The sequence below is a fragment of the Peribacillus tepidiphilus genome (assembly GCF_009466385.1).
Taxonomy (GTDB): domain Bacteria; phylum Bacillota; class Bacilli; order Bacillales; family DSM-1321; genus Bacillus_BN; species Bacillus_BN tepidiphilus.
Window position 1 is genome coordinate 38951 of record NZ_WIAQ01000017.1, and the last position, 12618, is coordinate 51568.

Genomic DNA, 12618 nt, shown 5'->3' on the forward strand with positions numbered 1-12618 from the left:
TACATCATGTAAATAGAAAAAATTTTTCTCATAATTAAAAATAGTATTAAAAAATTATTGTATATGTCGAAAAATAAGAGTGAATGGATTTTTTAAAAATCGGAGGACATCACAGTGGGAACTAAAAAGAAGAAAACATTAAAAACCAAAATTATTTTAATCGGCTTTTTTCTTTTAGCAGTGCCAAGCTTACTGATTGGTATTACAGGGTATTTTAATGCTAAGTCAGAATTAGATGAGGCAGGCAAAATTAATTTGAAAAATAATGTTCAATATACTCTTGCCTTAATTGAAGTAATGGATGAACAAGTCAAAAAAGGAAACATATCATTAGAAGAAGCACAGGAAAAAGTAAAAGAAACAATTCTCGGCAAAAAACGGGAAGATGGAACAAGACCTATTTCTAAGCATTTTGACTTAGGGAAGAATGGTTATATTTTTATTCTTGATGAAAAAGCTAATGAAGTAGCCCATCCTTTATTAGAAGGAAAAAATATTTGGAACACGAAATCGAAAGATGGATTGTTAGTCGGTAAAGAGCTTGTTCAATTAGGAGAAAAGGGTGGAGGATACTTAGAATTTGATTGGCCTCTGCCAAATTCTCAAAAAACAGCTGAAAAAATTACCTATGTAGGAAAGGATCCTCATTGGGGTTGGATTGTCAATGCGGGAACCTATTTCATTGATTTTAATGAGGGCGCCAATCATATTATTTATATCCTTCTAATAACATTAGGAGTATCTTTACTTGCAGGTGCAGCCCTGATTTTACTATATTCAGAGAGAATGATCAGGCCATTGAAAGACATGGAAGCTGCGGTTTCGAAGATAGCAGACGGCGATTTAACAGTAGAAGAAATTAATGTGAACAGAAGAGATGAAATAGGGCGTCTTGCAGATCGATTTAATCATATGACCTCCCAGTTAAAAACGATTATTAAGGAGGTTGGATTGCATACACAGCATGTTGCTGCTTCTTCAGAACAGTTGATGGCATCAGCAGAGGAAACAAGCAAAGCAACAGAGCAAATATCGAATACAATGCAGGATATCTTTTCTGGTGCTGAACAGCAGTTACGACAGGCGGAGCAAACTGCTCTAGCAGCGGACGAAATGAAGACAAGCATCCATCAAATTGTTCAGCGTACAAGTGAAACGGTTCAAAGCGCAGAGCATGCTTCCTCTTTAGCGAAGGATGGGGAAAGATCTCTTGAAAAAGTGGTTCATCAGATGCAGAATATCCAATCGATTGCTCAAAATTTAGGGAATATCATTATGGTACTTAATGGGCAATCCAAAGACATAGAGAATATTATTAAGGTGATCTCAGATATTGCTGACCAAACAAATCTGTTGGCTTTGAATGCTTCCATTGAAGCCGCTAGAGCCGGAGAACATGGGAAAGGGTTTTCAGTGGTAGCAAGTGAAGTAAGAAAATTAGCGGAACAGTCTACCTCTTCTGCTAAGCAAATTACAGAAATAATTGCGAAGATTCAAGAGAATACTTTGCATGCTAAAAGTACAATGGAATTAGCTAATACAGAAGTAGACAATGGAATGGCTGCGATAGAGGGAGCCGGCAGTAATTTTTCGTTAATAAAGGATTCAATAGAAAAGGTATTGAGTGAAATAGAGGATATAACGAATAAGGCAAATTCTGTTGTCGAGGGAACAGATCAGGTGGTAGCTGCTGTGAATCAATCCGCTCAAATTGCACAAGAGGCAACAGCAGGTACAGAAACAGCTGCCTCTGCGGCTGAAGAACAACTTGCTTCCATGGAGGAAGTTTCAGCTTCAGCTACTGCCCTGGCCAATCAAGCCGAAGAATTACAAAGACTTCTCGAAAAGTTTAAATTGTAAAATAATCATTGGAGCAAATAGATAAAATTTGACAGTTTCATAGGGAATGAATTATCATTAACTTAAACAGCTGAATAGTTCTCCTAAAGGGGAGTAGCTTTTACAATAAAGTCGTCATTTCGGAGTTTAACACTCTCGGCTTTGTTGGCAACATGACGTTGTTAGCAAGACCTTTACCTTTTGGTAAGGGTCTTTATTTGTATGTAAAACCTTTACCGCATTTTGGTAAAGGTTTTTTATTTGTCACCCATAACATCACATTATAAGGAGGAAATATGTAGATGGAATTTGGAATTTTATTAGAGTATGGCTGGGTATTATTGCTTTTAATTGCAATCGAGGGACTTTTAGCAGCAGATAATGCACTTGTATTAGCGATTATGGTCAAGCATCTTCCAGAAGAGGAAAGAAAGAAAGCGTTGTTTTATGGGCTTGCAGGAGCATTTGTTTTCCGTTTCGGTTCCCTATTTGCGATTTCATACCTTGTTGATGTTTGGCAAGTTCAAGCTATAGGCGCTCTTTATCTATTGTTTATCGCAATCAATCATATCTTTAGAAAACTGGTAGTGAACAAAGGAAAAGAAAAGAAGGATGAAATAAAAGAAAGGAAACCATCGGGATTTTGGGGAACTGTTTTCAAAGTTGAATTAGCTGATATCGCGTTTGCGGTTGACTCTATTCTGGCAGCAGTCGCCTTGGCGGTTACACTTCCCAATTCAAAACTGCCCCAAATCGGCGGACTAGACGGTGGAAAGTTTCTCGTGATTTTTGCTGGAGGACTAATAGGTTTAGTTATTATGCGTTTTGCAGCTAATTTCTTTGTAAAATTACTTCATACAAAACCAGGCTTAGAAATCGCAGCATTTCTTATTGTTGGGTGGGTTGGAGTGAAGCTATCTGTTTATACGTTATCACATCCAGAGCTAGCTATATTACCTGTAGGATTTGCAAAATCAGCTGAATGGAAAATAACCTTCTATGCTGTGCTTATTCTCATTGCACTAGGTGGTTGGTTTCTTTCAAAGGAGAAAAAAGAACGTACATCTATAGAAGAATCCAACGCAAATGTATAGGATCCCAAGTATTCAATAAACATTGCTTTTAATGTTTAACTAACCTTTTAGATTTAAAAAATCTATGAATTAGAAAAACAGACCTTCCATCCTGCGGAAGATCTGTTTTTTTGTATACAGGGAGATTAGGCGTACCTAGTTCCAGCTCCTACAACTTTAAAAGAGTTTAAAAAAACGTTTGACGGGATAATATCCAAAACCTCTGAATTCCTAAAAGAGGTTTATTCAGACTGGAAGGACAGCAAAATGATAGGTTTGTCCCGCACTGAATCAACATGGGGTTCTTTTTTGTTTCCTCGATTGGTAAGGGAAGAAATTGAAAAAAACTTCAACCTATTCAAAAAAATTGATGGTAAAATGGTATGATTTAGTAGGGAGAAATTACTAAGCCAAGCTTAGTAAATCTTCACTGTGAAGAGGTTTTTCTTTTGGGCTGAACAAAAAAAGGATAAGGTAGGGAATAAATACCACCTTTTCAAATTTTTGTTTGGGTGATGTGTTAATTTGAATACAAGAACAAAGGGGGGGAGAAAGGTGAGGAGCTTTGCAACTTTTTGACAAATTTTATGGAAAATACGGTTAGATTTTATTTAAAAAATAGGAGGTTGAAGATATGGAAAAGAATATTTGGAAAGAATTACTGGAAAGCATGCCGGATGATCATTTTATCAAGCTTATTCAGATGTGTGATATTTCGATCCCTGGCTTTAGACAAATTAAAAAAGATAAGATTAAACCGATTAAAGCAAGGTTTATCATGGAAGCTTTAAAGAACCAAAACTTACTGAAGGTGAAGAAAGCTTTTGAAGGATTGCATCATTATTACAGGGAAGAGGAAGAAAAAGATATTCGGTCCATGGATCTTGAGCGGTTACTTCAGCTCTATGATGAAGGTCAGAATAAGGAGGAAATCTTGGGTATTTTATATAGCAGCGATGAAGAGGAGCATCTCCAATTAGCGAAAGAATTCTTTAACGCTGTTTCAAACCAACAAACAGAGATGGACATTTTAGAAAAGGATGCTCAAGAAGACCAAGATACATTAATTAAAGAACTTCGATCTATTATAAAGTCGCAAGAAAAAAAGATCCATCAACTTGAACAGAAAAATCAAGATTACGCTGACAGGTATTCACAGATTGAAAAGGAATACAACCATGCAAAAAAGCATTGGAAGGAAGAGAAGAAAACGATCAATAAAACGATCGCTTCTTTAAAGCATGAAAAGAACACGATATATAACCAACTCGAAAAACTACAACGAGAAATCGATCAGTTTAATGAAAAGCTGATGAATAAGGACAATGAATTATCTAGAAAAAATGCAGAAATTTCACATTTGCATGCACAATTATTAAACGTAGAAAAAGGAACAACCCTTAATAAAGAAATTGCAGCAGCGTCAGAGAAAAAGAAAATTGCGGTCATTGGGAATCCAAGAAATAAGAAAATTTTACAAAATAATACATTTGATCTTGTTGTTTTTGAAACAGCAGAGTTAGATGAGGCAATAGAAAGAGAAGAGGCTTTTCATCAATATGATGAAATTTGGGTTCTAACATATAAAGTGCCACCTACAAAACAAAAAGTGTTACAGGAAAAAGCTAAGACCGGAATCAAGGAAATAGGAAATTTTCTTAATCTTACAAAAATTCTACAGAGAGGATAAATCAGTATGAATCAAAAAATTTGGACAACAGATTTAATTGGAGTACTAGCAGAGGACGATTTTGAAAGCCTATCGTTCAGACAGAATATATTTATTAATAGTCAAGATGTTTTACAGTGTTTGCTTAAATTAATCTCCCAACCGCCTGAGAGCTTCCCGAATGTCAAATATATTACATGCTTTGCAACTGATTTGGAAAAATGGGGATTTGAAGATGATCCGTATACGACTGATGAAATAAGAAAACAGAATTTGCGAGATTTTTTAAATGATAATTTAATTGTTTTTAACGCGGAACGGAAAGTACTTTATAACCATAATGAGGTGTATCAAGCAAAGAATGTTCGACTTATTCCGAAAGCAGAAAGTTATCGTAATAATGTTAGCTTATTTCCGATTCCTGTTTTTAGCGAATCTGCTCATAAATTATCCTTTGAGGAATTCTGTTTTAAACTGCAAAACCGAAAATTTGTAGGACGGGTTGATAATATCTCAAATGAAATAAATGACACACCATCATATGTAATGTGGCAACACGAAGATGGTTCTTATTCTTTACTTGGTGAATTCGATAAACATCAATATGCTCATGGTGGCTTCAGTTTCTCTGTAAGAGGGGAGCTTAAGCACATTGAATTTGAAGAAGAATGGTTAGAAGACTCTTACACGGATTCTGAATCCATTCCGAATGTAATGTTTGTAACACTAGAGCGCTATCAGCAAATAACGGAGGAAATGGAACAAGCAAAGACGGTGGATCATATTCTCCAGCAAAGAGCAGAAAGAAATAATGTAGTAATCGAACAAGCCGCAGCAGCGACAGAAGAAGTGGTGGAGTTTCGAGAAGAAATACAATCTGCGCCAGTAACTAGCACTTCTGAAACAATGAATGAACCCCCATTTATTTCGGGTGCGGAAGAAAATAGTAATGAAATGAAGTTTCTGGAGTTGTTTGTTGCTACAACGCAGGAAATGGGCTTAATTTATGCAGAAAAGGATCTTTACAACTTCCACACGGCGATGAAATCTTCCAATCTGGTTATACTGGCTGGAATGAGCGGAACTGGTAAATCGAAGCTTGTAAGTGCTTATAGTCGTGCATTGGGATTGTATTCAGACCAATTTACATATGTACCTGTAAGACCTTCTTGGTCGGATGATGCCGATTTAATTGGTTATGCTGATACGCTTCATATGGTATATAGACCAGGGGATTCCGGTTTAATTAATGTACTAATGCAAGCTCAAAAAGAAGAGGATAAGCTCTTTATCATTTGTTTCGATGAGATGAACCTGGCAAGAGTCGAGCATTATTTTTCTCAGTTTCTTTCTATATTAGAAATGGAGCCTGGCAAGAGAGAGCTTCGCTTATATAATGATGAATTAGCGAATAGACTTTACAACTCTGCACAGTATCCACCAACTATTTCCATTAAAGACAATGTCTTATTTGTTGGTACGGTGAATCTTGATGAATCTACTTATCATTTTTCAGATAAAGTGTTAGATCGAGCAAATGTCATACAATTGCAGGTTATGGAGTTTAATCATCTTCGTGAAATAACAGATAAAAAGAAAATCGTTCATTCTCGGGACCAAGCCATCGATTTTGTAATGTATGATTCGTTTAAGAATAAGAACCGAACGATTGAGCTTTCAGATCGTGAATTACAATTCTTGTGGGAGTTACACGAAGAATTGAGAAAAGTGAGCAAGCAATTAGGAATTGGTCCAAGAATTGTAAGACAGATTGATGCATATTTAAAAAATCTTCCTGCTCATCCGACTTTTACTCGGCAAGAAGCGTTTGATATGCAGATTATTCAGCGTATCTTAACAAAAATAAGAGGATCAGAAGAGCAACTATACCCTCTATTAGGCAAGTACATAAAAGCGGAAGATCAAGTTCATGACAGTTTGTTTATGAGCCTATTAGAAAAATATCGTGATGTTTCTCCTTTTACTGCTACAAAAGAGGAAATTATTAAAAAAGCAAGAGAGTTGAAATTCAATGGTTATACAGTCTGATTTGCTCCCATTTTCAGTTACGTTTACCATGCGTTTCTTAGAAGGGGAAAGCGAGCAGAAGGTACCTTTCTTTTTTACAACCGAATCGGAGCTATATGAAGAGGGAGCTACTCCTGTTATTTCTGTTACGGAGAATATCCCGCTTCAAATACATTTTCAGTCAGACAACAGTTCCGATCGTTTGTATATGGATGGGTTAGATGCTCTGCCTGAAACGTTCATACAAATCGATAAGCAGGATGGGGATATTTTTTTACAGCCTTCCGAACATCCAGTGGTACTTTACGATATCCAGGCAGAGTATTATTATCCGTATATTCCAGGACTGTATCGATTAATGGTGAGACACGAGAACGAAAATTACTATGCTTGGTTAAAAATTGTCCCAAAACAAATTAATCAGAAGCAGCTGGATATTATGAGAGAAGAAGTGGAACAGGTGTTAAAAGGATTGGCTCATGATTTAGTATATACGAGTGCTGGTCTAGATTTGGAACAGACGAACTTTGCTTCTCCGGAGCTTTTTAAGCAGTTTAGGGTCATCCAAGCGAATTTTAAAAGAACGATGTCTGCCTTAAATGATTTATATAGAAAAGTAAATTACCGGATCAAAAAGGTTTATCAATTGGTTCCTGAAGATAAATCCCGTCTGATCGACCAAATAACGATTCGACACCGTACGCAGCATCCTGAAACAAAGCAGTTAATTAAAACACCTGTGAACACGCTGGATTTTGATTTGCCTGAAAATCGATTAGTCAAGAGCATCGTGGAGAAACTTATACAAACTCTTAGTTTGTTTGCTTCAGCTGTAGAGACTTATGTCAATAAGGGGAATACTGAAATTCCTTCTTTCGAACATGAACCTGTGGAAAAGAAATACCATGTAAAAAACTTGGATCAATTGAAAGAATACATGAACCAAGCACAACAAATGAGAGGAGCTCTTCATTGGTTTCGGACAGCTCCTTGGTATAAGCAAGTGTCCGAAAAGAAAGATTTAGTACCGCCGATTGTGATGACAACAGATGTAAGGTATCGAACACTCTATCAACTCATGAACAATCTGAGGCGAGAATCTGTTGATATACAATTGGACCGTTCTCTTTCTTATCAATGGAAGCGGACAGACAAGCTTTATGAAATATGGGGATTTATTCAATTATTGAAGTTTTTGCAGGATGAAAGATTAGGATTTACTCCAGTTAGTGGCTGGCTATACAATGAGGAAATCCATGACCACCTGATCATACCTTCCATTCAACCTGGAACAACTGTTTCTTTTTCCAAAGGTGATCTCATCGTTAAGATTGTGTACGAGGGGAAATTGCCAACGCAAAGTTTAGATACACATCCTTTACAGCAACCTTTGTATACGAGTGGAACGAACAATCATCCGGACGGAAGACTAGATGTTTATGAGAAGGAAATGTATCTTGGGAGTCTCTTGTTTGATTTTAAATATCGTTCTAAGACAGCTATTTGGAAGCCAGACCTCATTTCAACAAACAAGCAGACAAATACCATGAAGCAGCTAGTTAGTTATGCATTTCATTGTCGTTCCCCACATTTGTTTGAAGGGAAGCTGCATAAGAGTGTCCGAAACACCATTCGACCGGTTCCAGAAGTGTGGGCGATCTATCCTGGAAGAAAACAATTACAAACCAGTGAATATCATGATGACCATGGCATAAAGCTAATTGAACTAAGTCCAGGTTTCGAAAACTCCCACATCATTGAAGAACTAAAACAAATCATGGATCTAATGCTGCAAAGGAAAGAAGCCATGGTGAGATAAAATAGAGTAGGGGTTAGATTGTAGACAAAATGTATTATCACGCGCATTTAGACTGATCGAAAACGCTTGTCAGTCAAGGAACGAACCCGTGCGATGAGCGGATTTACCTTAAATGGTAATGAGCACCGAAGGAGGGTTCGTAACGAAGAATGCGAGCGTTTGTCAACAGTCTGAGAGTAGGCGTATGAATCATTCATACGCCTACACCATTTGGTATATATACAACAACATATTCAGACTAAACAAAAATCGAATTGGACAGTTAACGAGCGGTTGGGAACACTCGTCTTACCATTTCATTAAATTCTTCAAATAATCCTTGTACCGGTCTACCCTGCTGGATTTTATCAACGTAATCAGTAATACGATCGACAAAGTCCGGATTGGTTGATACATACACATTTTGAATATCGGGATCTGTAGATTTTACTGCTCTTGCTATCTTATTCTCAATATCCCTTGTGACTTCACCTTTAGGATTGTTTTCTAAAATAACGGCAACATATGCATTTTGATCTGTAACAATACAATTTGCTGTACGAACCTCTTCTAAATTGGCAACCTTTTCAGCTGCTTCATCAGCAACCTCCATTCGGTTTTCGTCATTGTTCATGTTCACATTTCTTAAATTCAGTCTTCGATTATCTGGAAGGTCATCATATCCAGCTTGATTGTTATTGACGTTATCGTATCGGACGTTTTCAACACCAAATCGATTTGCTGTATTACGGTCATGATCCGTATTTACTCCACATCCAACAAAGATCGGCATGGTTAATAAAAGCATCATGAGTTTGTTCGCATGTTTCATACATATTTCCTCCTTTTGATTCAGTTCATTATGTATCATTCTCCAATCATTTCATGCTTATAATTGGAAATATATTTCAATGGTGTTGATTGAAACAACAAAAGGTGCTCTAAACCATCCGAAATATAAGGATGATTTGAGCACCATAATAGCCTTTTTATGAATTTTTCGAAGCTGTGTTTGTTCTAGTGGTGACAGGAACGGCTCCTGTACTTTGACTGGTTAAATAAACCCCGATAAATACGAGAATACCGCCTATAATCTGAACGTACGTAATGGTGTTTCCTAATAGAAGGCTAAGGATGGCAGTAAAAACTGTGATTAAATTAAGATAAACTCCTGCTCGGCTCGGACCAATTTGACGAATTGAGATATTCCAGAAAATAAACGATCCTACCGAAGGAAGAATCCCCATATATAAAATGCCTATTGTAGCTTGTTTGCTAATAGGATCGTGGATCCCCCCGGAAAGAAGGAAAAACGGAAGCAGAATCAATATTCCAAATAAAACAGAAATCGCTGTGGCAGAAATAGGAGGGACATTTTTTAATTTTCTCCCAATGATGGAATAAAAGGTCCAGATTAGGATCGCCACAAGCATGAATAGGTCTCCTTGATTATAGTTGATGTGGAAAACCTGTTGCAGTTGTCCTTTCGTTAAGACGAGAAGAACCCCCATCAAGGAAATAAAAAGACCTAGACCAACCCTCAGAGAAATTCTTTCTTTTAGGAGCAGGGATGAAAAAAGGACAAGTAAAGCTGGATTCATCGCATTCACCAGTGCAGCATTCATAGAAGTGGTAAATCGCAGAGCCTCATACAATAGAAAGTTATATCCAGCGATTCCTAGTAAGGCCATGAGTAAAAGAATCTTCCATTCCTTCCACACTTTTTTCCAATTTGGACGTTCAATCCAATGAGCAATTGGAAATAAAAGAAAAACGGCGATTAGCCATCGGGAAAATGATATTTGTAGAGGAGACAGTTCTGTTACAACATATTTTCCAAACACATAATTACCTGCCCAAAACAAATTGGCCGGGATTAGGAATAATAGGACATAGTGTTTTTTTATCATTCAAACGCTCCTCTTTCCAATCGATTGAAAATGGAATATATTGCACTCAATATATCAAACTGGAAAAAAGGAAGCAATTTAAAAATACAAATAAAACTGTAGATCATTCATAAAATAAAAAACACCTAAAACAATGGCTGCTTTAGGTGTGGAATTTCGTAGATTAACTTTATTTTGCTTAAAGCTTGTTTTCAACTTCTTGGCAAACTTCTTCAGCTGTTAATCCACTTGCGTTGATGACTGAGCCTTGAATGGAAACGTCCTGCATACCCATAACATCAGAATCTAAGCCTGATACGACACAGCATGCACATCCATTTGCATCTGATTCTTGTTTTAACTCTACCACTTCATGTCCTCTTTCACGTAAGGCTTCCTGTATGTTTGTTAATGATTGTTCAACACCGATTTTTGCCATCTTGAACACCTCCTCCAGTAGTTATGTTTTACTTCTTAGGAAAAATTATTCTTTTTTAAAGGAAGAATGTTACACACATAAATCGGTCATCATGAGCAATATATCGGTCGTCAGGAGCAAAAATCGGCTGTCAATCGGATAAATCGGTCGACGAGAGAAATATATGTAAAGAACTAATCAATGCGGTTGCTAAGCATCCTCTCCTACATTTTGATATCATGATTCTGAAAACATATAATAAGCTAATAACAACATGAGAAAGAAGGAATTTTTTTGATTACAATCGGAAGTCGGACGGTGAAAACAGCGGTAGGTTCAATGATCGCGCTGTTTATCGCGCAATTGATCGGGCTCGAGAATGCAAGCACTGCCGCGGTGGTTACGTTGTTAAGTGTTCAGAGCACCAAGAAGCAATCAGTTATAGTAGCGATTCGTCGTTTAGTTGCTTGCTTGTTCGGCATTGGACTTGCTGTATTGTTGTTTGAAGGCGGAGCATATACTCCCATTATGGTAGGAGTGTTTCTTTTTATTTTTATTCCCGCTATGGCAAAGCTTAGATTGCAGGAAGGAATCGTACCCGGCTTTGTCATTGTCATGCAGTTGTTTATTACTTACCATATCACGTTGGATTTTGTATTGAATCAGATTTGGGTTTTGACAATAGGTATTTTAGTTGCACTTGTGTTTAATCTGTATATGCCGAGTGTTGAAAAGGAATTGTGCGAGCTATCTATTCAAACGGAGGATCATTTTAAGGCTGTTTTTGTTCAGCTTGCTCGTTTTATCCGGAAAAGGGAGCGGGTTTGGAACGATGAATTTGTATATAAGAGTGAAAATACCATAAAGCGTGGGCTTGAGCTTGCGAGAAGAAGCGTTGAAAACTCTTTTTTCCGAAAAGAAGAATTTTACTTAGACTATTTTACAATGCGAAAGCAGCAGCTGGATCTGATTGAGCGGGTTATTCCAATTATCTTGAACCTGCCAACGACGTTTGAGCAAAATGAGATGGTAGCTGATTTCGTGGAAGGTCTTGGCTTTGAAATCTATCGTAAAATGGATGCGGTTAGTCTTCTTGATAAGCTCCGTGAAATGAGGAGTAAATTTGAGCAAATGGAGCTTCCGAAGACAAGAGAGGAGTTCGAGACTCGGGCAGCGCTGCTTGTCTTTATTAATGAGCTAGAACGATTCATCCAAATTGAAACAGACTTCCATAATAAAGGCATGGAAGCGCAAGAGCAAAATAAATAGGTTACTCCAAGTCCATCGTACAGTACAGTAAGGTGTAGAATAAAAAAGGGGGGAGCATATGATCGGACTTAAGCGTGGGATCGTCGAGCTTGCTCAACATGAAAGCCAATGGGCTAGTGTTGCCGACCAAACCATTCAGAGACTAAAAGGAATTTATAAAGAGCTGGCCATCGATATCCAGCATGTAGGGAGTACATCGATAAAAGGCATCAAAGCAAAGCCGATTATCGATTTGGTAATCGGTGTGAAAAATTTTCAAGAAGTATATGATTTGGTCCCGCGTCTTGAGGAAAACGGCTTTTATCATAAGCCGGAAAATGATCAAGTGTGGCAAATATTTTTTTCGTGTGGAAACGATGCGATTAGAACGCACCATATTCATGTTGTCATCTATGGTGAAGATCGGTGGAAGGGATACATACAGTTTAGAGACTACCTGAACGCACATCCTGACAAAGCAAGGCAATATGAGGCATTAAAAAAACAGCTGGCTGCGACATACCCTGAAGACAGACAAAAGTATACAGAGGGGAAATCAGATTTTATTGTACAAATGATGGAGGAAGCAGATCGCTTATATAACAACAAGTGAGCAGGAAGTTTCTCTGACAACATTGTAAAAAAATATAAAATAA

Annotated in this window: 10 protein-coding genes; 7 read left to right on the forward strand and 3 right to left on the reverse strand. The window is 37.3% G+C overall.

What is annotated here, in order from left to right:
• The first annotated feature begins 114 nt into the window (after positions 1-114).
• From GD441_RS10530 to GD441_RS10550, 5 genes are all read left to right on the forward strand, one after another.
• Positions 115-1860: a methyl-accepting chemotaxis protein gene (locus GD441_RS10530; protein WP_153126393.1), complete on the forward strand. Its 1746-nt coding sequence runs from the start codon at positions 115-117 to the stop codon at positions 1858-1860.
• Between the two features lie 281 nt (positions 1861-2141).
• On the forward strand, positions 2142-2933 hold the full coding sequence (locus GD441_RS10535) for a TerC family protein (RefSeq protein ID WP_153126394.1): 792 nt from the start codon (positions 2142-2144) through the stop codon (positions 2931-2933).
• 613 nt (positions 2934-3546) lie between these two features.
• Complete coding sequence (locus GD441_RS10540) at positions 3547-4602, forward strand: hypothetical protein (protein WP_153126395.1); 1056 nt, start codon at positions 3547-3549, stop codon at positions 4600-4602.
• A gap of 6 nt (positions 4603-4608) precedes the next feature.
• Positions 4609-6630 carry an McrB family protein gene (locus tag GD441_RS10545; RefSeq protein ID WP_153126396.1) on the forward strand — a complete coding sequence of 674 codons (2022 nt, stop codon included), beginning with the start codon at positions 4609-4611 and terminating at the stop codon, positions 6628-6630.
• Positions 6614-8428 carry a DUF2357 domain-containing protein gene (locus GD441_RS10550; protein WP_153126397.1) on the forward strand — a complete coding sequence of 605 codons (1815 nt, stop codon included), beginning with the start codon at positions 6614-6616 and terminating at the stop codon, positions 8426-8428. Before GD441_RS10545 ends, GD441_RS10550 begins: the two co-directional genes overlap by 17 nt.
• Before the next feature lie 262 nt (positions 8429-8690).
• Here the strand turns inward: GD441_RS10550 and GD441_RS10555 are convergent, their stop codons facing one another.
• The 3 genes from GD441_RS10555 to GD441_RS10565 all read right to left on the reverse strand — a co-directional run bounded on the left by GD441_RS10555 (position 8691) and on the right by GD441_RS10565 (position 10735).
• On the reverse strand, positions 8691-9239 hold the full coding sequence (locus GD441_RS10555; RefSeq protein ID WP_153126398.1) for a YhcN/YlaJ family sporulation lipoprotein: 549 nt from the start codon (positions 9237-9239) through the stop codon (positions 8691-8693).
• A gap of 157 nt (positions 9240-9396) precedes the next feature.
• On the reverse strand, positions 9397-10317 hold the full coding sequence (locus tag GD441_RS10560; RefSeq protein WP_153126399.1) for a DMT family transporter: 921 nt from the start codon (positions 10315-10317) through the stop codon (positions 9397-9399).
• Positions 10318-10495: 178 nt separating this feature from the next.
• Positions 10496-10735, reverse strand: a complete 240-nt coding sequence (locus GD441_RS10565; protein WP_153126400.1) for a YkuS family protein — start codon at positions 10733-10735, stop codon at positions 10496-10498.
• Positions 10736-11008: 273 nt separating this feature from the next.
• Here GD441_RS10565 and GD441_RS10570 point away from each other — a divergent pair, with 273 nt between their 5' ends.
• Together GD441_RS10570 and GD441_RS10575 are read left to right on the forward strand one after the other, a co-directional pair.
• Positions 11009-11983 (forward strand): aromatic acid exporter family protein, encoded by a 975-nt coding sequence (locus GD441_RS10570; protein ID WP_153126401.1) that lies wholly within the window; start codon positions 11009-11011, stop codon positions 11981-11983.
• 58 nt (positions 11984-12041) lie between these two features.
• Positions 12042-12575, forward strand: coding sequence for a GrpB family protein (locus GD441_RS10575; protein WP_153126402.1), 534 nt, complete (start codon positions 12042-12044; stop codon positions 12573-12575).
• The last annotated feature ends 43 nt before the right edge of the window (positions 12576-12618 follow it).

What these genes read in the sequence shown, in the direction of transcription:
- GD441_RS10535 (WP_153126394.1), top strand. Translation starts at nt 2,142, where the DNA reads ATGGAATTTGGAATTTTATTAGAGTATGGCTGGGTATTATTGCTTTTA.
- GD441_RS10540 (WP_153126395.1), top strand. Translation starts at nt 3,547, where the DNA reads ATGGAAAAGAATATTTGGAAAGAATTACTGGAAAGCATGCCGGATGAT.
- GD441_RS10545 (WP_153126396.1), top strand. Translation starts at nt 4,609, where the DNA reads ATGAATCAAAAAATTTGGACAACAGATTTAATTGGAGTACTAGCAGAG.
- GD441_RS10550 (WP_153126397.1), top strand. Translation starts at nt 6,614, where the DNA reads ATGGTTATACAGTCTGATTTGCTCCCATTTTCAGTTACGTTTACCATG.
- GD441_RS10555 (WP_153126398.1), bottom strand. Translation starts at nt 9,239, where the DNA reads ATGAAACATGCGAACAAACTCATGATGCTTTTATTAACCATGCCGATC.
- GD441_RS10560 (WP_153126399.1), bottom strand. Translation starts at nt 10,317, where the DNA reads ATGATAAAAAAACACTATGTCCTATTATTCCTAATCCCGGCCAATTTG.
- GD441_RS10565 (WP_153126400.1), bottom strand. Translation starts at nt 10,735, where the DNA reads ATGGCAAAAATCGGTGTTGAACAATCATTAACAAACATACAGGAAGCC.
- GD441_RS10575 (WP_153126402.1), top strand. Translation starts at nt 12,042, where the DNA reads ATGATCGGACTTAAGCGTGGGATCGTCGAGCTTGCTCAACATGAAAGC.